This is a genomic window from Curtobacterium sp. WHRI 8282, assembly GCF_040223925.2.
GTDB lineage: Bacteria > Actinomycetota > Actinomycetes > Actinomycetales > Microbacteriaceae > Curtobacterium > Curtobacterium flaccumfaciens.
This window is the reverse complement of record NZ_JBEHCD020000001.1, coordinates 331,544-350,872: the sequence shown is the minus strand read 5'-3', so window position 1 is coordinate 350,872 and position 19,329 is coordinate 331,544. Positions and strand designations below refer to the sequence as shown.

Here is a 19,329-nt window from a genome sequence, read left to right as displayed (position 1 = left end):
CGGCGCCCGGTCGCGTCGTCAGGAGCAGCGTTCGCTCGGCGCGGCCCTGGTGAGTTCCTCGAGCGCCCCGTCGATCTTGTCGGCCAGGTAGCGGTACCCGTCGTCGTTGAGGTGCTGCCCGTCGCCCGCCGCGTAGCTCGCGCTGTTGGCCGACGTGAACCACTGCCGGTCGATCGCGTCGATGAACGGCACCCGGGCGTCTCGTGCGCCGGCGGCGACCGCCGCCGAGATGGCGACGGTGGTCTTCGCGCGGGGCTGCGGTGCCGAGGGGCCGATCGCCACCACGACCGCGTCCGGCCACTGTCGCTCCGCGGTCCTCAGGGTCTGCTCGACGCGGGACTCGAGCGTCGCGGCGTCGACGAGCCAGTCGTTCTGGCTGCCCTGCACGATGACCAGCTCGGGATCGAGGGACGCGTGCCGTTCGATCCGCGCGATGTAGGTCCGTGCGGAGGAGTGCGACCTTCCGGTGTTCACGTAGCCGCTCCCGGGCACGCCGTCGATGGTGGCGTCCCAGCCGTGTTCCGCGACGAGGTCCTGCGCCCAACCGTGCATGCCGTCGTACGAGCCTCGCCCGGTCGTGTACGAGTCGCCGACGATGAGCACGTCCGAGCCGGCGGCGATCGCCGATGCCGCCTCGCTCGCCGACACGGTCGGCGCTCCCGGATCCGGCTGGCACGCGTCCGACACCGTAGGGAGCAGGACGAGGAGCCCGGCGACGCCGAGGCTCATCGCGCCGAGGGCGACAGCCGGTACCAGGCGTCGCCTCCGGCGTCGTCGTCTGAGCAGCAGCGAACGGGGACCGTCCGGCCATCCGCCGTCGGTTCGTCGGGCCACGGCCGGGATTCTACGCGGCCCGATCCGCACCTCGGCTGACCGGTGAGGAGTGTCCGCGAACACCGCTGGCGGCACGCGGAGCGCTGTCCTGGGCGTGGTTGGCTGGACACCCGCGACCGAAACCGACCCTGGGAGCTCCCGTGACGACCGTCACCTACGCCGGCGACAGCATCACCAACCCCGAGAACTCGTTCTCCTGGACCCGGTTCCTGACCGGGACCGATCTGCGGCTCGTCAGCGGTGTCGGCATCAGCGGCGCGACGTCGGCGGCGGTGCGGAACGCCGTGGCCCCCGTGGATGCCGACGTCCTCGTCGTCATGGTGGGCACCAACGACATCCGCCTCGGCGTGGGTCGGTCGACCATCCGCGACAACATCGCGGCGATCGTCGAGGTCGTCGGTGCCGACCACGTCGTCATCGGGCAGGTCGCACCGTCCAACCTGACCGACTACGGCGCCGACCACATCGACCGTGCCGCCGGCGGGTTCGCCCACAACCGCGACCTCGCGCGGTTCACGGCCGATCGGGGGTGGCTGCTCGTCGACCCCTGGTTCCCGGTCCGTCGCCTCGACGGCACCTACGCGTCCGGTGCGGCCGACGTCGACGGCGTCCACCCGACGGTCGCGTCCGGCACCACGGCCGGGGCGATCCTGTCCACCGCCATCCGCATCGCCGCCGGTGGAGCGTCTGCCTGACATAGCGGCGTTCGCGAAGGTGCGGGCCCCGTGGGACTCGCCGGCGTTCGCGAAGGTGTGGGCCCCGTGGGGCTCGAACCCACGACCCTCGGATTAAAAGTCCGGTGCTCTACCAACTGAGCTAGAGGCCCTCACCCGCAAGGCTAGCGGGTGAGGGCCTCCAGGACGGAACCGTCGGTCCGGGTCAGCCCCGACGTCCGGTGAGCGAGCGCAGCAGCCACGCGATGACCGCGATGACGAGCAGCACGATGCCCACCCAGAGCAGGAACTTCAGGCTCGCGGCGAACCCGCCGACGAACAGCAGGATGACTGCGATCACAGCCAGGATGATGAGCAGGGCGTTCATGGAAGATCCTCTCCTTCACGTGCAGGGAGGAGCGCCTCCCTGCCGCAACACGGTACGCGTGGCGCAGCCGTTGCGTTCTGGGCGAACGGGACGCGGGCGTGTCACCGGCCGCGCCTACACTGCTGCGGTGCCTCGCGATCACCACCGTCCCGTCCACTTCACCGACGCCGAGTTCGCCGCCATCCAGGGCGGTGAGGACCCGGCGCTGGTGAACCGTGTCGCGCACGAGACCGCGAACGCACTGCTGCACCGGGTCCGCGAAGACCCGGACCCCGCCGTGGTCGAGCGGCTCGTCACCTACACCGACGTGCACGGCATCGACGCCATCGCGGAGCTGTGGGCACGGGTCGGGGCACACACCCTGCCGGGGGCGCTCTGGCGGGTGTACCTGGTGCGCATCGTCATCCGGCAGAACCCGGAGGAGATCGCGTACCTGTTCGAGCGGGGTGCGGCGCAGATCGGCACGATCGACCAGGCGGTCGCTGGTGCCGAGGAGCCGACGGGCCCGGCCGAGATCCTGACGCTCGCCGACCGCATCCTGCACGGCCTGTACACGGGCGACCTCGCGGTGGCGCTCGACCGCGGGGCGTCGTTCTGTCGTCTGACCGCCGCCGGCGCGACGGCCGTGGCGGACGAGTCGGACCTGGTCGCGTCCGAGCGCGCGAGCGAACTCACGACGCGGGCACTCCGCCTGACGGAGCTGGCGGCCGACCTGACCGAGGCGGCGGCGCTCTGGCGCCGCGACAGCCTGGACTGAGCGCGCGGCGGGACCGACCCGCACCGGGCCTCCAGGCCCGCGCAGCACTCCGGAACGCATCCGGGCACTCCGGAACGCATCCGGGCATGAAAAGACCGGGCCGCAGAAGCGCCTCTCGGCGCGAGGCCGCTCGAAGCGGCGAATTTTGGAGCCCGGGGCTTGCTGCGGCCCGGCGACATCAAGTCTACGAGACGCTGGCTGATCACTCGACCCTGTTCACTCATGGTGGACAGAACCGGCCCCGGGCGTGCCCACGCGCTCCTTGCGAAGGCCCGCCGCGCCCATCCCGCCGAGAAATCCCGACCCCCATCCAATCCACAGCGGGGACCGCGCCGAATCATCTGCGTGACGGTCGGAATGCCCGTCACGAAGCGAGAGGCCCGGTGTGACCCGGACCGGCACCGCCGGTCAATTCCCTGTGGGTCACGCCGGCCCCTCGTCTCGACCGCCCATGCGGAGGCTTCGTGCTACCCGCCTGGTCAACGAAAGCAACCGAGAGGAGGGAAACCTGCAATGCTTGCCCTTGTGGATAGCGACACCGAACGCTGGAGCTCGTCAGAGCCAGCTCAGGCATCGCCGGACGACCTCCTCGCCCGGGTCGCCGCCGGTGACCAAGCCGCCTTCGCGGACCTCTACGACGCACTCTCCGGTCGGGTCCTCGGTCTGATCACGCGGCTCCTCCGGGACCGCGCGCAGTCGGAAGAGGTCACGCAGGAGGTCTTCCTGGAGGTCTGGCAGCAGGCCACCCGCTTCGACCGGAAGCGCGGCACCGCGGCCAGCTGGGTCCTCACCATGGCCCACCGCCGAGCGGTCGACCGGGTCCGTGCCTCGCAGTCGTCGCACGACCGCGACACCAAGATCGGCATCCGCGACCTCGAGGCCGGTTTCGACCAGGTCTCCGAGTCCGTCGAGATCCGCATCGAGCACGAGCGCGTCGGCCGAGCGCTGGCGAAGCTCACCGAGTTCCAGCGGCAGGCCGTGCAACTCGCGTACTACGGCGGCTACTCGCACAGCGAGATGGCCGAACACCTCGGTGTCCCCATCGGCACCGTCAAGACCCGTCTCCGTGACGGGATGATCCGACTCCGAGACGAGATGGGGGTGACCTCATGACCGAACGCCACGACGACCCCGCACTGATGACGGGTTCCCACGCCCTCGACGCGCTGTCCGACGACGAGCGCGCGCTCCTCGAGGACGCCCTCCGGACGTCCCCCGAGCTGCAGGCCGAGAACGACTCGCTGCGCGAGACCGCGCTGCAGCTCGCCTACGCCGTCGCACCGATCGAGCCGCCCGCGTCGCTCAAGGCGTCGCTGCTGGCCCAGATCGCCACGACCCCTCAGGCCGCACCCCTCGCCGACACCTCGGTCGACCGGACCCCGGTCGCCGAGACCACCTCCGTCCAGGAGGCCCGTCCCGAGCCCGCCAGGCACGTCGCCTCGATCGCCGACGGCCCCACCGCCGGTGGCCGGGCTTCCTCCGAGGCTCGCCGCCGCTGGTTCCAGCGTCCGGCGGTCATGCTGACGGCCGCAGCTGCCGTCGCCGCGGTCTTCTTCGGCGGACTCGGCGTCGGATCGATCTTCGACCCGAACGGCTCCGGCACCGGCACCACGCAGGCCTCGAGCGGCCTCGACCGCATCTACGCCGCGTCGGACTTCCAGCGCACCACGACCAAGGTCGCGGGCGGCGGTTCGGCGACGGTCGTGTGGTCGAACGACCTCGGCAAGTCCGCGGTGATCCTCGACGGTGTCGAGCAGGCGCCGAAGGGCAAGACGTACGAGCTCTGGTACATCGGCTCCGAGGAGCAGGGCGGCACCATCAAGTCGGCCGGCCTGGTCGACGGTGCGGCCGACGGTGTGCACTCCGCCGTGCTCAAGGGCGCGATGTCCGAGGGTGCGACGATCGGCATGACGGTCGAGCCCGAGGGCGGTTCCGAGCAGCCGACCACCTCGCCGATCATGGCGGTCCCCACCACCACGGCCTGACGCCAGGGGCGGTCCTGCTGGACTGCCACCGACGCAGAACGACGAAGCCGCTGTCACACGACAGCGGCTTCGTCGTTCCACGTCAGCGTCGTGATCGCACCGCGGCGCCGGGCGCGACCACGAACGCCGCCGCAACCACGAAGGCCCGGTGCGCGTCCGTGGCGGACGTGCACCGGGCCTCCAGGCAGTCCGTCAGCGCGACGGACGGATGCCGATCAACCGAAGCGGCCCGAGACGTAGTCCTCGGTGGCCTGCACGGACGGGTTCGAGAACATCGTCGCGGTGTCGTCGAACTCGATGAGCTTGCCGGGTGCACCGGTGCCGGCGATGTTGAAGAACGCCGTCTTGTCGCTGACGCGCGACGCCTGCTGCATGTTGTGGGTCACGATCACGATCGTGAACTCCTTCTTGAGCTCCTCGATCAGGTCCTCGATGGCGAGGGTCGAGATCGGGTCGAGGGCCGAGCAGGGCTCGTCCATCAGGAGCACGTCCGGCTCGACCGCGATCGCGCGGGCGATGCAGAGACGCTGCTGCTGCCCACCGGACAGGCCCATGCCGGGCTTGTCGAGGCGGTCCTTGACCTCGTTCCACAGGTTCGCGCCCTGCAGCGAGCGCTCGACGATGTCGTCGGCCTCGGAGCGGGAGACGCGCTTGTTGTTGAGCTTCACGCCCGCCAGCACGTTGTCGCGGATCGACATCGTGGGGAACGGGTTCGGACGCTGGAAGACCATGCCGACCTGGCGACGGACGAGCACGGGGTCGACGCCGGCGCCGTACAGGTCGTCGCCGTCGATCTTGACCGAGCCCTCGACCCATGCGCCGGGGATGACCTCGTGCATGCGGTTCAGGGTGCGGAGGAAGGTGGACTTGCCGCAGCCCGACGGGCCGATGAAGGCCGTGACGGTGCGGGGCTCGATGGTGATGTCGACACCCTCGACCGCCTTGAACTTCGAGTAGTAGACGTTGAGGCCGTCGACCTCGATGCGCTTGGACACGTTGATCCTTCTGGGTGGGTGGTGTCGCTGGTTCCGCGGGGGCGGAGGGTCAGCGGCTGAGCTTGGGGGCGAAGAGACGGGTGATGAACCGGGCGAGCAGGTTGAGCAGCATCACGATCAGGATGAGCACGAGGGCCGCGGTCCAGGCCCGGTCGACGAACGGCACCGGGTTGGCGCCCTGCTGCGAGTACTGCGTGTACGCGTACACCGGCAGGGTCATCATCGGGTCACGGAACAGGTTGTAGTTCATGCTCGCGGTGAAGCCGGCCGTGACGAGCAGCGGGGCGGTCTCACCGATGACGCGGGCGATCGAGAGCATGACGCCGGTGGTGATGCCGGCGAGGCTGGTGGGGAGCACGACCTTGAGGATCGTGAGGTACTTCGGCACCCCGAGGGCGTACGAGGCCTCGCGGAGTTCCATCGGGACGATCTTCAGCACCTCTTCGGTGGAGCGCACGACGATCGGGATCATCAGCACCGACAGGGCGACGGAGCCGACCAGGCCGAAGCGGGCACCCGGGCCGAGGAACAGCGCGAAGAGCGCGTAGGCGAACAGACCGGCGACGATCGACGGGATGCCCGTCATGACGTCGACGAAGAACGTGATGCCCTTCGCCAGGGCGCCGCGACCGTACTCGACCAGGTAGATCGAGGTGAGCAGGCCGATCGGCACCGAGATGAGCGCCGCGAACAGCGTGATCTCGAGCGTGCCGATGAGGGCGTGGACCGCGCCGCCGCCCTCGGAGATGACCCCGCGCATCGAGTACGAGAAGAAGTTCGCGTCGAAGCGGGCGATGCCCTTGGCGATGACCGTCCAGAGCAGCGACACCAGCGGCAGGACCGCGATGACGAACGCCGTGATGACGAGCGAGGTGACCAGGCGGTCGACCGCCTTGCGGCCACCCTCGACGATGCGCGAGATGACGACGATGAGGACGTCGAACAGGACCGTGCCGAGGAAGATCGCGGCGACGACGTTGAAGTCCTTGACGGCGCCACCCGCGTTGAGCAGGGCGAATACCAGGACGAGGGCGACCCAGCTGCCGACCAGCAGCAGCCACGGGACGGAGGCGTGCAGCTTGCCGTTGGCGTAGACGTTGCCGGCGGTGCCGGTCTGACGGAGCGCGAGGGACATCGGGTGCGACCTCTCAGCTGACTCGGCTGCGGACGATGTACCGCGCGAGCATGTTGATGACCAGGGTGATGACGAAGAGGATCAGACCCGACGCGATGAGCGCGTTGAGTGCGGTGCCCGAGGCCTCGGCGAACTGCAGGGCGATGTTCGCGGCGATCGTCGAGGGGTTCTGCGACGTCAGCATCTGGAACGTGACGTTCGTCGAGACCGACAGCACCAGCGCGATCGCCATCGTCTCGCCGAGTGCACGGCCGAGGCCGAGCATGATCGCGGAGACGATGCCGGACTTCGCGAACGGCAGGACCGACAGGCGGATCATCTCCCAGCGGGTCGCGCCGAGGGCCAGGGCCGCTTCCTCGTTGAGGGTCGGGGCCTGCAGGAAGATCTCACGCATGACCGCGGTCATGATCGGGATCGCCATGACGGCGAGGACGATCGACGCCGTCAGGATCGTGCGGCCGGTGCCGGACACCTGGCCGGAGAACAGCGGGAACCAGCCGACGTACTCGTTCAGGAACACGTAGAACGGCTTCACCAGGGGCGCCAGCACGGCGATGCCCCAGAGGCCGTAGACGACCGACGGCACGGCGGCCAGCAGGTCGATCACGTAGCCGAGGACCGGCGCGAGTCGACGCGGCGCGAAGTGCGAGATGAAGAGGGCGATCCCGAGGGACAGCGGCACGGCGATCACGAGCGCGATGAGCGCGGACCAGACGGTGCCGAAGACCAGGGGGCCGACGAAGTCCCAGAAGTTCGTGGCCTTGCCCGGCAGCTCGCCGACCTTGGCGGAGAAGGCCGGGATGCTCTGCCACACGAGGAACGCGGCGACGAGCACGAGCACGAAGAGGATGAGGCCGCCGGCGATGACCGACGCGGCGGAGAAGACGCGGTCGCCGACACGGACGACGGCCTTCGGCTTGATCGGGGTGACGGTGGCCCCTGGCTGGGCCGGTGCGGTCGTCATGGGGTACTCCTGTCGGAGGAACGCCGGGGGAGGCGACGGGTTCTGGGGTGGTGGTGCGGTGTCCGGGCCGTGGGTCCGGACGGGTGCGCGTCCGGTGGCTCCTGGACGGGCTCGCGTCCGGTGTCCTGGACGGGTTCGCGTCCGGGTGGTGTCCTGGACGGCTGAGTGCCCGGACGCCGGTCGTGTGGGTGGGACCGGCGTCCGGGCGCTCAAGGGGCCTTACTTGATGGACGCGACCGCGTCCTTGGCCTTCGACGCGAGGTCGGAGGAGAGGGCGGCCGACTTGGCCTCCTTAGCAGCGGCGTCCTGAGCGGCGCTCGAGACGACGTAGTCGAGGTAGCCCTTCACGAGCTCGGCCTTATCGGCGTCCTTGTACTCCTGGCACGCGATGGCGTAGGAGACGAGGACCAGCGGCCAGGCACCGTCAGCGGTGTCCTTGCGGTCGATGTCGATCGCGAGGTCGTTGTCCTCGCGGCCGGTCGCGATCTTCGAGTCGGCGACGACCTGCGCGGCACCGTCGGCCGAGATCTCGGTCGCCTTGTCGCCGACCATCAGCTTCGCGCGGTCGAGGTCGCCCGCACCGGAGTCGTCGATGTAGGTGATGGCGTTGGTGGCGTTGCCCATCGCGGAGGCGACACCGGAGGTGCCCTTCGCGCTGTCACCGACCGAGTACGGGAAGGTCTGGCTGGGCTCTTCGGTCCAGACGTCAGAAGCGTTCGCGGAGACGTACTCCGAGAAGTTCTGCGTGGTGCCCGAGTCGTCCGAGCGGTGCACGACCGTGATGTTCGCGTCCGGCAGCTTCGCGTCCTTGTTCAGGCCGGCGATCTCCGAGTCGTTCCACTTGGTGATCTTGCCCGAGAAGATCCCCGCGATGGCCTTGGCGTCGAGGGTCAGGTCGCTGACGCCGTCGACCTTGTAGGCGATCGCGATGGGGGAGATGTAGACGGGGATGTCGATGCCCTTGGTGTCCGCCTTGCAGGACTCGAACTTGCCCGAGAGCTCCTCGTCCTTCAGCGCGGCGTCGGAGCCGGCGAAGTCCGCGGCACCCGACATGAAGTTCTCGCGGCCGGCGCCGGAGCCGTCCGGCGTGTAGTTGACGGTGACGCCCGAGGCTTCGTTCTGGAAACCGGCGGCCCAGGTGGCCTGCGCGGTCTGCTGTGCGGACGAGCCGGAGCCGGTCAGGGTGCCGGAGAGCTTCGAGTAGTCGCTGCCGCTGGTGGAGGAGGAGGACTCGGTGCTGCCCGCGTCCTCGTTTGCCGCGCACGAGGAGAGCACGACTGCGCCGGCGATCGCGATTGCTGCGATCGAACCGATTCGCTTGATGTTCACAGGGGTCCCTTCGGGAATGGAATGCAGTGGGACCACTGCGGTCCCTGGGCCGGTGCCGACCCGGGAGCGACTGTAGGGACGCGAGGTGACCGCAATCACCCCCGCTGGTGAACGGGAGGTGAACGAGGGGTTGTCCGCGTCGGGGCGGCGTGCGCCGCACCCGCGCAGGGAGCAGGATCGGGGGCACTGTGCGCTCGTTTGGAAGATGCGCACGCATGTTCGCGGACGAGCGGTCGGGAGGCCCGGATCGCGTTCCCGGGCGCGGCGCGGCCCCGTCCTGTGGCCGGGTGCCGGGCGCGTCGGCAGCCGTGCGGCGGGGCGCTGCGGTCGGGCGACACCGTCGTCCGCCGACGCTGCGGTCGGGCAGGGCTGCGGACCGCCGGACCGTTGCGATCCGCCGGTGGCGGGCTACGCCGGGATCGTGTTGCGGTGCGTCTCGACCGCGACGAGCGTGTCCCCGGCGATGTGCATGACGGAGAAGTCCCCGACCGACAGCATCGCGGCGCGACGCAGGTCGAAGCGGCCGGACTCGTCGGCGGTCGCGGTGGCGATCCGGGCGATGATGTCGGGCAGCACCGGGCCGTGCGAGCACAACACGGCGGTCTTGCCCTTGTCGAGCCGGCGCCGGACGACGCCCTTGACGTCGGCGGCTCCGCGGTCGTGGGCGTCCTGGCTGAGGTCCGGGGTGCTCGAGACGCCGAGCTTCGTCGCGGCGGACAGCGGTTCGACGGTCGCGAGGCACCGCGCCGCCGTGCTGCTCACGATCTTCTTCGGGCCGAACGCTGCGACCGGTGCCGCGGCCGCCTTGGCCTGCGAGCGGCCGACGGGCAGCAGCGGACGGGTGGCGTCGGGGCCGTCCCAGTCCGAGCCGGGCACCGTCTTCGCGTGGCGCAGGGTGATCAGGGCGAACGTGCGGTGCTGTCCCGCGGCGGCGCGTTCGGCGAACCGGTCGAGGATCGCGACGTCCCGCTCGTACGTCAGGCGGTTGCGGGCGTCGTCGATGGTCACCCACTCGAGCGCCGCGACCTCGTGGTTCGGCACGAAGGCGCCCGCGCGGGCGTACTCCTTCGCCGAGACCCGGGCCGCCCAGTAGTGCACGACCTTGTCGCGGCCGTTCGGCAGCACGTACTCGGCGGTGCCGAGCGGTGCGCCGAGGTGGACGCGGTACCCGGTCTCCTCGTCGATCTCGCGCACGGCTGTCGTCGGGACGGCCTCGCCCGGGTCCACCTTGCCCTTGGGCAGGGAGACGTCCTTGTGGTGGTCGCGGTGGATGAGCAGCACGAGGGGCGTGCCGTCCTGTTCGCGCCAGACGACCGCACCCGCAGCGACGACGGGGCCCGAGGGACCGCCGCTCACCGAGTCGAGCGCTTCCGGGCCGAGATCTTCCGCATGGTCACATTCTGCACGTCCTCGAGCGGACGGCCCGCATCGTCGGTGGAGTGCCGCGTCCACTCGCCGTCGGACTCCAGGTGCCACGAGCTGGCGGTGTCGGCCATCGCCAGGTCGAACATCTCCTGGACCTCGTTGATGTGGTCCGGGGCGACCAGTCGCACGAGCGCCTCGACGCGTCGGTCGAGGTTGCGGTGCATCATGTCGGCGCTGCCGATGAACACCGCCGGGTCGCCGTCGTTGTGGAACGCGAACGCGCGGGAGTGCTCGAGGTAGCGCCCCACGATGCTCCGCACGCGGATGGTGTCGCTGACGCCTTCCATGCCCGGCTTGAGCGAGCAGATGCCGCGCACCCACACGTCGATCGGCACCCCGGCCTGGCTCGCCAGGTACAGCGCGTCGATGATCTGCTCGTCGACCATCGAGTTGACCTTGATCCGGATGCCCGAGGGCTTGCCGGCGCGGGCGTTGGCGGCCTCGGTCTGGATGCGCTTGAGCAGGCCCTTCCGCAGGTGCAGCGGTGCGACGAGCAGGCGCTTGAACTTCTTCTCGATGGCGTAGCCGGACAGCTCGTTGAACAGGCGGGTCAGGTCCTTGCCCACCGTGTCGTCCGAGGTGAAGAGCCCCATGTCCTCGTAGATGCGCGAGGTCTTCGGGTTGTAGTTGCCCGTGCCGATGTGGCTGTAGTGCTTGAGCGTCCCGCCCTCTTGCCGGATGACGAGCACCAGCTTCGAGTGCGTCTTCAGCCCCACCAGGCCGTAGACGACGTGCACGCCGGCCTTCTCGAGCTTCCGGGCCCAGGTGATGTTGTTCTGCTCGTCGAAGCGAGCTTTGATCTCGACCAGGGCGAGGACCTGCTTGCCGGCGGCCGCAGCGTCGATCAGCGCCTCGACGATGGGGCTGTCGCCGGAGGTGCGGTACAGGGTCTGCTTGATCGCCAGGACGTTCGGGTCGGCCGCGGCCTGCTCGAGGAACGCCTGCACGCTCGTGGCGAAGGACTCGTAGGGGTGGTGGACCAGGACGTCGTTCGCCTTGATCGCGCGGAACAGGTCGGGCTTCGTGTTCGGCTCACCCGGCTGGAACTGCACCGGGGTGGTCGGCACGTGCTTGGGGTAGTGCAGGTCGGGACGGTTGATCTTCGAGATCTCGAACAGTCCGCCGAGGTCGAGCGGCGACGGCAGCCGGAAGACCTCTTCCTCGGTGATGTCGAGTTCACGCACGAGCAGGTCGAGGGTCACCGGGTCCATGTCCTCGGTGATCTCGAGGCGGATCGGCGGACCGAACCGGCGGCGCAGGAGCTCGCGCTCGAGGGCCTGGATGAGGTTCTCGGCCTCGTCCTCCTCGATCTCGACGTCCTCGTTGCGGGTGACCCGGAACACGTGGTGCTCGAGGACCTCCATCCCCGGGAACAGGTCGTCGAGGTGGTTCGCGATGAGGTCTTCGAGCGGGATGAAGCGCATCCGGCCGGAGTTGTCGTCGGGGAGCTTGATGAAGCGGGAGAAGTTCTGCGGCACCTTGAGGCGCGCGAACTCTTGGCGCTGCGACTTCGGGTTGCGGACCCGCACCGCCAGGTTGAGCGAGAGCCCGGAGATGTAGGGGAACGGGTGCGCCGGGTCGACGGCCAGGGGCATGAGCACCGGGAAGATCTGCTCGTTGAAGTACTCCCGCATCCGCTGCCGGTCGGCTTCGTCGAGGTCGGACCAGTGCTCGATGTGGATGCCCGCGGCGTCGAGGTCGGGCTTGAGTGACCCGATGAAGGCCTGGGCGTGCCGGTCCTGCAGCTCGTGGGCCTTCTTCGCGATGTCACGCAGGACGTCGCTGGGGGCACGGCCGACGTTGGTCGGGACGGCGATGCCGGTGTCGATGCGGCGCTTCAGGCCGGCGACGCGGACCATGAAGAACTCGTCGAGGTTGGACGCGAAGATCGCCAGGAAGTTCGCCCGCTCCAGCAGGGGCTGCGTGCGGTCTTCACCCAGCTCGAGCACACGCTGGTTGAACCGGAGCCAGCTGAGCTCGCGGTCGAAGTAGCGGTCCGTCGGCAGTGACTCGTGCTCGATCTCGATGACTTCGTCGAAGTCGTCGAGGTCGGGTGCGACGGATTCGCCGTCGAGCTGCGGTTCGGTGTCCATCCCCACATCCTGCCACCCGGCCCCTGCCACCGGAGGGGCCTCGGTGGACGCTGTGGAAACCGGCGGTGAACCGTTCGGATGTGGAGGAAGGGTCACGATATACCGACGGTGACATCTGCATGGTTTTGTGGGTATGGTGGGCCGTGTCAGAGCCTCCGGGGGGATTTAACTGCGCGGGGGTGCAGCTACGAATGAAAGAGGTTCATCATGTCGCGTGTCCTTTCGACCGAGCAGGCCAAGACCGCCATCCGTCAGGTCCAGTCGATCATCAACGGTGGTTTCACCGACCAGATCTCGCAGCTCGACGCCCAGGGCCGGATCCTGTCCGACTCGAACGTCTGGGACGGCCCGCTCGCGGCGACGTTCCGCGGGTCCACCTGGCCGGAGACCAAGGCTGCTCTGGACAAGGCGAAGACCGAGCTCGAGCAGCTCCGCACGCAGCTCGACAAGATCTCGCAGGACATCTTCACCGCAGGTGGCGGCGCGTAAGCACCGGCCTGTTCCCGCCCGGACCGTCGCACTCGCGGCGGTCCGGGCGTTCGCGGTCGGTGGGGCCGCTTCACCAGCACGATCAGCACGACTTCGGGGGATGAACCATGGTTGACCTGCACGGCAATGAGCCAGTCAAGTTCGACAACGGCACGGCCGACGCACTCAGCACGGCGCTGAACGACGCGGCCGAGTCGATCGAGGGTCAGGCCGGCTCGCGGCAGTCCTACGTCACCACCGCATCGCAGGAGTTCCGCGGGCACTTCTCCGAGCTCTTCGCGCAGAACGCCGGCACCGCGAAGAGTGACGCCGAGGACATCGCCACGAACCTGCGCACCGTCGCGGGCTGGGTCGACCAGATGAAGGCGGCAGCGAAGAGCGAGAACGCTCGCCGCAAGAAGGCAAGTGACTGGTACGAACAGCACGAGAACCGCAACTTCATCGAAGTCGCCGTCGACTGGGCCAGTGGCAACGACACCCCACCCGAGGTCAAGCACGAGGATGCTCCGACCTTCGCGCCCGCCAGTGCGAAGTCGACCACACGCCAGACCCCGAATCCGGGCGCGGGTGGGAGTGGTGGCGGCGGGACCTCGTCCGCCAAGCCGGAGGACCTGCGTTCCTTCGCCGCCGGATCGACCTCGCTCAACAGCGACCTCGCCGGGAAGCCCGCGGGGCTCCGCGGCAAGCTCGACGACTTCGCGACGAAGTGCTCGTGGGGCACGATCAACGCCGACGGGCTCGTGTCGGCGTTCGACAAGTGGCTTGCTGCCAACGACCAGGACGTCACGTGGGCGAACACGATCGCCGACGCATTCGCGGCAGCTGGCGGCGAGGGCGCCGTGTCCACCGTCTCGGACGCCGCGCTCGCCGCAGCCCTGGCTGCCGCCGGGGTCTCGCAGTCCCGCACCGACCTGCAGTTCGATCCACCATCGGCCTACGGCGCCCAGCCGACGACCGGCTACTCGATGGACCCGGTGAACACCACGACGGGCAACTTCCTCGAGCCGGAGCTCGACCTGGCGTTCACCGGTGCATCTGCGGCGCTGCAGGTGACCCGCATGTACAACTCCCTCGACCAGCACGTCGGCCTCTTCGGTCCGGGGTGGGCGTCGATCCTCGAGACCCGCCTGCTCCTCGACGACGAGGGCGCGTCGTTCGTCGGCGCCGACGGTCGTCAGGTCCGGTTCCCGCGCGACGGCGAGGGGTGGGCGCGCGGTGTCGGCGAGAACCGCTGGCTCGCGGCCGAGGGCAACCGGCTCGTCGTCCGCGACAACCAGGGTGAGCGCATCGACTTCTCGCCGTCCGGGTTGTGGCTCGGACAGCGCGGCGGGGCCGGCACCGCGGTCCGCGTCGAGCGGGACGCCGACGAGGTCGTCGTGCGCCTGCTACACGAGCGCGGGCGCTCGATCGACATCGACCACGTCGACGGCCGAGTGGCGGTGCTCCGCGCCTCCGACGGTCGCCGGGTCGAGTACGGGTACGACGAGCGCGGCCGACTCGTCTCGGTGACCGACGCTGTCGGCACCCGCACGTACGGCTGGAACGACGACGACCTCATCACGACGGTCACGAGTGCGGCCGGTGTCGTCGAGGTCGACAACACCTACGACGACCAGCGCCGCGTGGTCGAACAGATCAGCCCGCACGGCCGCTCCGTGCGCTTCGCGTACCTGCCTGGCCGCGTCACGGTGGTGTCCGACCACGACGGCTCGCGGTCGAACTCCTACATCGCCGACGCCAAGGGGCGTCTCGTCGGGGTCATCGACTCCGACGACCGACGCCAGTCCATGAGCTACGACCGGCACGGCAACCTGGTGTCGGCGACCGAGCGCGACGGGTCGGTGACCGTCCACGCGTACGACGACCGCGGCCGGAAGACCCGGACCGTCACGCCGTCCGGCGGCGACCTGACCTACGGGTACGACGACCAGGACCGCGTGACGACGGTCGTCACCGAGGCCGGTGCCGTCGTGAGCTACGAGTACGTGGGCGACGACCGCGACCCGTCGGTCATCGTCGACCCGGTCGGCGGCCGGACGGAGCTGACCTGGCAGGACGGCTCCCTCACCCACGTCGTCGACCCGACCGGCGTGGTCCTGACGCTTTCCTACGACGCGTTCGGTGAGCTGGTCTCGACCACCAACGCCGTCGGCGACACCGCTCGGATCGAGCGCGACGCCGCCGGTCACCCGGTCGCCGCGATCAGCCCCTCCGGCGCACGGAGCGAGTACCGCTACGACGCCGCCGGGCTCCTCGTCGAACGACGTGACGCCGACGGAGCCGTCTGGCGTTTCGAGTACGCCGCCGGAGCACGGATCGCTGCGATCACGGACCCGCTCGGAGCACGGACGACGCTCGAGTACGCCCCGAACGGTGAACTCGCGACAACGACCGACCCGCTGGGTCGCCGCGTCTCACGGACGTTCGACGACCAGGGGAACCTGGCGGAGCTCGCGTTGCCGGGCGGCGCGGTCTGGACGTTCGCGCACGACGCCTTGTCGCGCCTCCAGGCCGTCACCGACCCCGCTGGCGCGACCTGGCGTCGCGAGTACGACGTCGTCGGCGAGCTGACGGCGACCGTCGACCCGACGAGCGTCCGTCAGGAGTTCTCGGACGACGTCGCGACCGGCGTCGCGACCCTGCGCGGCGCCTTCGACACCGCGACCGTCCGGTTCGACGAGTACGGCCGACCCGTCGAGTCCACGTCTGACGAGACCGGTTCCGAACTCATCACCTACGATGCCGCCGGTCGTCCCGTGGAACTCGTCGACGGCGAAGGCGGACTGACCCGCCTCGAGCGCGACCTCGCCGGTCGCGTCGTCGCGTTGGTCGCCCCCTCGGGTGCGCGGTCCACGTACGAGTACGACGCCTGCGGGCGTCCCGCCGCAGCCACCGACGCCGCGGGGGCGCGGACGACGCTCACCTACGACGCGGACTCCCGTGTCGTGGCCCGGACCCTGCCCACCGGCGAGGTCGAGGAGATCACGTACGACGCCGTCGGGCGCGTGGTCACGCAGACGACTCCGGGTGCCGGCACTGCGCGGTTCCGCTACGACCTGGCCGGGAGGCTCGTCTCCAGCCACGACGCACGCTTCGGCCGTCGTCGGTTCCGCTACGACCCCGCCGGGCAGCTGATCCAGGTCGTCAACGGTCTCGACGGGGTCACCTCGTTCGAGTACGACGAGCGCGGGCGCCTGGTGACGATCACCGATCCTGCCGGCGGGACCACTCGACGGGAGTACGACGCCGCCGACCACGTGGTCGCCGTCACCGATCCGCTCGGACGGACGACCACGGCGGCCTACGACCCGGCCGGGCGCCAGATCCGCCAGACGGATCCCGACGGCCGCACCACCGAGTGGACGTACGACGCAGCCGGCCGCCAGCGGGCCGTGCTCGTCGACGGTGCGGTGCAGTCGGAGATCACCCGCGACGCCGTCCACCGAATTGTCGTCGTGTCGGACCACACCCGTGGTGCAGGCCGGACGATCGAGCACGAGCTCCAGCACGACCGCCGCGGCCTGCTCGTCCGCCGAGCCCGAGGCGACCAGTCCGTCGCGTGGGAGTACGACGCCGACGGCAACCGCACTGCTCGGGTTGACCCGAACGGCACCCGCACCACCTATCGTCGCGATGCCGTCGGCCGTGTCGTCGGGGTGGACCGTGACGGCACCGCTGCCGGCGCGTTCACCTACGACGCCTCGGGTCGTATCGTCCAGGCGGCCACGGGCGACCTGGTGCAGTCGTGGTCGTACGAGGGAGGCGCCCTCGTCGCGCACACCTCGACCACGCTCGACGGTGCCACCAGTACGCGGATCGAGCGCGATGCCGACGCGCGGATCACCGCGGTCGACGGACCGTCGGGGGCGGTGTCGTACGAGTACGACGCCGCCGGGCAGCTCGTGCGCGCCGGGGAGTCGACGTGGGCCTACGACGACGGTGGGCGACTCGTCGTCGAATCCGTCGGCGGTGTCGAGACGCGCCACGAGTACGACGCTGCCGGACAGCTGGTCGCGACGACCACCGAGGCCGGCCGCACCGAGTACGTCCACGACGGTCTCGGCCGCCGCATCCGGCGGACCGCAGCCAATGGTTCGACCACCGAATACGCGTGGTCCGACCTGGGGTACCTCGCTGCCGTCGTCGACCGCGACGCCTCGTACGCCGAGACCGGTCGGCTCGACGTCTGGGTCGACGCGCTCGGTGAGCTCGCCGAGGTGGGTGGGGTCGCCACGTGGTGGGACTCCGCCGCGGTCGTGCCGTCGCTCATCAGCATCGCCGACACGTCGCTGCTCGACCTGCCGGGGGGTGTCACCGCGATCGGCGATGCCGTGACGCAGCCCGCCTGGCGCAGTGCTCGCGCGACCGATGCTGCGGACCCGTGGGCTGCGCTCGCTGCCGTCACCGACGTCGGGCTGCCCGCGGGGGTGTCCCTGACCGGCTCGGGTGGGGTGTCCGTCGCAGGGGTGGAGTGGCTCGGGGCCCGTGTGTACGACCCAGCGGCGCGGGGCTTCCTGTCGGTTGATCCGCTCGCGCCGATCCTGGGTGCCGCGTGGTCGGGGAACCCGTACTCGTACGCGGGCAACGATCCGTTGCAGGCCGTCGACCCGCTCGGGTTGCGGCCGGCGACCGATGCCGACATGCAGGCGTACCGGGACGCGAACCAGGGTGCAATCGCTGCCGTCGGGAACTGGTGGAACAACAACTGGGAATACGTCGTCGCGGGGGCGGCGATCGTCGGCGGCATCGCGCTCATGTGCACCGGGGTGGGCGGACCGGCGGGCATTGCGCTCATGGCAGCCTCTGGGGCTCTGATGTCTGGTGGCATCTCAGTGGCGACGCAAAAGGCCTCCACCGGCGAGGTCGACTGGGGACGCGTCGGCGTCGATACTGCTATCGGAGCGGTCGGCGGTGCGGTAGGAGCTGGTGCTGGGGCAGCTGTCGCAAGAGCCGGCGGATCGGCGCTCGTCAAGGGCATCGTAAGCAATGTCGCGGAGAGCGGCGCGAACGGTGCCGGAAGTTACGCGGCCGCACCGGGGCCGCACACGGTCAACGGCTTGCTCAGAGCAACGGCGGAATCGTCGGCCACCGGCCTCGTGCCGCTCGGCGGTCGCGGGCCTACCCAGCGCCTCGGCGACCTCAGCCCGAATCCGTACCAGGGCGTGCGGGAAGCGTCACAATGGCTCCAGGAGCAGGGAGTGCCGCGCCAATACCGAGTCGAGGCGCTGCAGTCGTTCTCGCCGGGAACGGTGTCTCTCCAGACTGCAGACTCAAGTGTGTACGGTCTTCGCCACTACGGAGGAGAGGCGCAAGCAGCAGGGCGGTACCTCACTCCGACGCTCCCAGCAACTAGGAGCGAGTTGGCCCTGCCGCAGGTAAATAGCATGGAGCGCCTCGCGCAGTGGCAGATTCCTGAGGGGCAGAAGTACCTCTCGGGTCAGGTCGGTCCCAACTTCGGTTATCCCGGAGGGGGGCGCCAGATGTACGTGCCCGACCCGAGCGTCCTGCAGAGAATGGAGTGAGCATGACTATTTCGGATCTCATCGAAGCGTTGGAGGAGCGGGGCCCCGACGATGCCGCCTCATCTGAGGAGATCGGCGCCGTGCGTTCTGTTCTCCTCCGCGCGGCCGAGCACCAGCCAACCAGTGACGCGTACAGGATTCACGTTACGGAGGCTGCTCGCCTCGTCTCAGATTCTTGGCCGTTTCGGAGCGGGTTAGGGGCGCTCGTACTGAGTTTCTCCGAAGCAACGCGACGGAACGCTCGATGACCTTTGTCGACTGACGAGTGGTCAGCTGGACCAAGTGTCGCTGCCGACCCGATATCTCGGTATGCCATTGCGCCGCATCGAGCCTTGATCGGTACCGTCTCCCTCGATGGCGTGCGGCGAACTATATCCTTCGTCCCCGCAAGCACGGGTCTATCGTCGAGCAGCGCCCGAGTTTGGAGAAGGCTCCTTGAGAGCGTTGATCGAGAGAATCGAACAGCTCATCCCCACGAAGAAGTTCGCCGGATGGTCCTACCACATGGGTCACGTCGATGAGAGCACCGTGCTACACCGGTCGGGTGACATCGACGGCCGTCACACCGGGAACTGGTGGTCAACGGATGCGCCAACGAGCATCGAGAAGGTCCGAAGTGAGAAGGCGCTTCCAGAGACATGGCCGAACGGAAGCGATTCAAAGCAAAACTCGGGATTTACGGCGCGACTCGACCAGAACATGCCTGCGTATCGAGGATTCGCAGCAGCTCAGCGTGATTTGAACGGTTCTGTGCGCCGGG

14 protein-coding genes and 1 tRNA gene are annotated in these 19,329 nt (G+C 69.3%); 6 read left to right on the top strand and 9 right to left on the bottom strand.

What is annotated here, in order from left to right:
- Window positions 1–18: 18 nt before the first annotated feature.
- Window positions 19–834, bottom strand: coding sequence for an SGNH/GDSL hydrolase family protein (locus ABRP24_RS01695; RefSeq protein ID WP_349847717.1), 816 nt, complete (start codon window positions 832–834; stop codon window positions 19–21).
- Between the two features lie 140 nt (window positions 835–974).
- Between ABRP24_RS01695 and ABRP24_RS01690 the strand changes: the two genes are divergently transcribed.
- A complete protein-coding gene (locus ABRP24_RS01690; RefSeq protein WP_301599826.1) occupies window positions 975–1,529 on the top strand; it encodes an SGNH/GDSL hydrolase family protein in 555 nt (184 codons plus the stop codon).
- Window positions 1,530–1,587: 58 nt separating this feature from the next.
- Here ABRP24_RS01690 and ABRP24_RS01685 read toward each other — a convergent pair.
- A tRNA-Lys gene (locus tag ABRP24_RS01685) sits at window positions 1,588–1,660 on the bottom strand.
- A gap of 53 nt (window positions 1,661–1,713) precedes the next feature.
- Window positions 1,714–1,875 (bottom strand): DUF2207 domain-containing protein, encoded by a 162-nt coding sequence (locus ABRP24_RS01680; RefSeq protein WP_138801981.1) that lies wholly within the window; start codon window positions 1,873–1,875, stop codon window positions 1,714–1,716.
- A 127-nt stretch (window positions 1,876–2,002) separates the two neighbouring features.
- Between ABRP24_RS01680 and ABRP24_RS01675 the strand changes: the two genes are divergently transcribed.
- The 3 genes from ABRP24_RS01675 (at window position 2,003) to ABRP24_RS01665 (ending at window position 4,617) form a co-directional block, all read left to right on the top strand.
- Window positions 2,003–2,632 carry a DNA-directed RNA polymerase subunit beta gene (locus ABRP24_RS01675; RefSeq protein WP_349847718.1) on the top strand — a complete coding sequence of 210 codons (630 nt, stop codon included), beginning with the start codon at window positions 2,003–2,005 and terminating at the stop codon, window positions 2,630–2,632.
- A gap of 513 nt (window positions 2,633–3,145) precedes the next feature.
- Window positions 3,146–3,745: an ECF RNA polymerase sigma factor SigK gene (gene sigK / locus ABRP24_RS01670; RefSeq protein WP_027466633.1), complete on the top strand. Its 600-nt coding sequence runs from the start codon at window positions 3,146–3,148 to the stop codon at window positions 3,743–3,745.
- A complete protein-coding gene (locus ABRP24_RS01665) occupies window positions 3,742–4,617 on the top strand; it encodes an anti-sigma factor domain-containing protein (RefSeq protein WP_071245760.1) in 876 nt (291 codons plus the stop codon). Before sigK ends, ABRP24_RS01665 begins: the two co-directional genes overlap by 4 nt.
- Before the next feature lie 215 nt (window positions 4,618–4,832).
- On the opposite strand, the gene pstB is transcribed toward ABRP24_RS01665, so the two are convergent.
- From pstB to ABRP24_RS01635, 6 genes are all read right to left on the bottom strand, one after another.
- Entirely contained in the window at window positions 4,833–5,612 is a 780-nt protein-coding gene (gene pstB / locus ABRP24_RS01660; protein WP_027466631.1) for a phosphate ABC transporter ATP-binding protein PstB, read from the bottom strand.
- Window positions 5,613–5,661: 49 nt separating this feature from the next.
- Entirely contained in the window at window positions 5,662–6,747 is a 1,086-nt protein-coding gene (gene pstA, locus ABRP24_RS01655; RefSeq protein WP_027466630.1) for a phosphate ABC transporter permease PstA, read from the bottom strand.
- 13 nt (window positions 6,748–6,760) lie between these two features.
- On the bottom strand, window positions 6,761–7,711 hold the full coding sequence (gene pstC, locus ABRP24_RS01650; protein ID WP_027466629.1) for a phosphate ABC transporter permease subunit PstC: 951 nt from the start codon (window positions 7,709–7,711) through the stop codon (window positions 6,761–6,763).
- Between the two features lie 219 nt (window positions 7,712–7,930).
- A complete protein-coding gene (locus tag ABRP24_RS01645) occupies window positions 7,931–9,040 on the bottom strand; it encodes a phosphate ABC transporter substrate-binding protein PstS (protein ID WP_027466628.1) in 1,110 nt (369 codons plus the stop codon).
- A gap of 408 nt (window positions 9,041–9,448) precedes the next feature.
- Window positions 9,449–10,396, bottom strand: coding sequence for an NUDIX domain-containing protein (locus tag ABRP24_RS01640; RefSeq protein WP_027466627.1), 948 nt, complete (start codon window positions 10,394–10,396; stop codon window positions 9,449–9,451).
- Window positions 10,393–12,558 (bottom strand): RNA degradosome polyphosphate kinase, encoded by a 2,166-nt coding sequence (locus ABRP24_RS01635; protein ID WP_027466626.1) that lies wholly within the window; start codon window positions 12,556–12,558, stop codon window positions 10,393–10,395. The genes ABRP24_RS01640 and ABRP24_RS01635 overlap by 4 nt, the downstream gene beginning before the upstream one ends.
- A 207-nt stretch (window positions 12,559–12,765) precedes the next feature.
- On the opposite strand from ABRP24_RS01635, the gene ABRP24_RS01630 reads away from it, so the two are divergent.
- Both ABRP24_RS01630 and ABRP24_RS01625 read left to right on the top strand, forming a co-directional pair.
- Window positions 12,766–13,047 carry a hypothetical protein gene (locus ABRP24_RS01630; RefSeq protein ID WP_027466625.1) on the top strand — a complete coding sequence of 94 codons (282 nt, stop codon included), beginning with the start codon at window positions 12,766–12,768 and terminating at the stop codon, window positions 13,045–13,047.
- Between the two features lie 107 nt (window positions 13,048–13,154).
- Window positions 13,155–18,569: a DUF6531 domain-containing protein gene (locus tag ABRP24_RS01625; protein WP_349847719.1), complete on the top strand. Its 5,415-nt coding sequence runs from the start codon at window positions 13,155–13,157 to the stop codon at window positions 18,567–18,569.
- The last annotated feature ends 760 nt before the right edge of the window (window positions 18,570–19,329 follow it).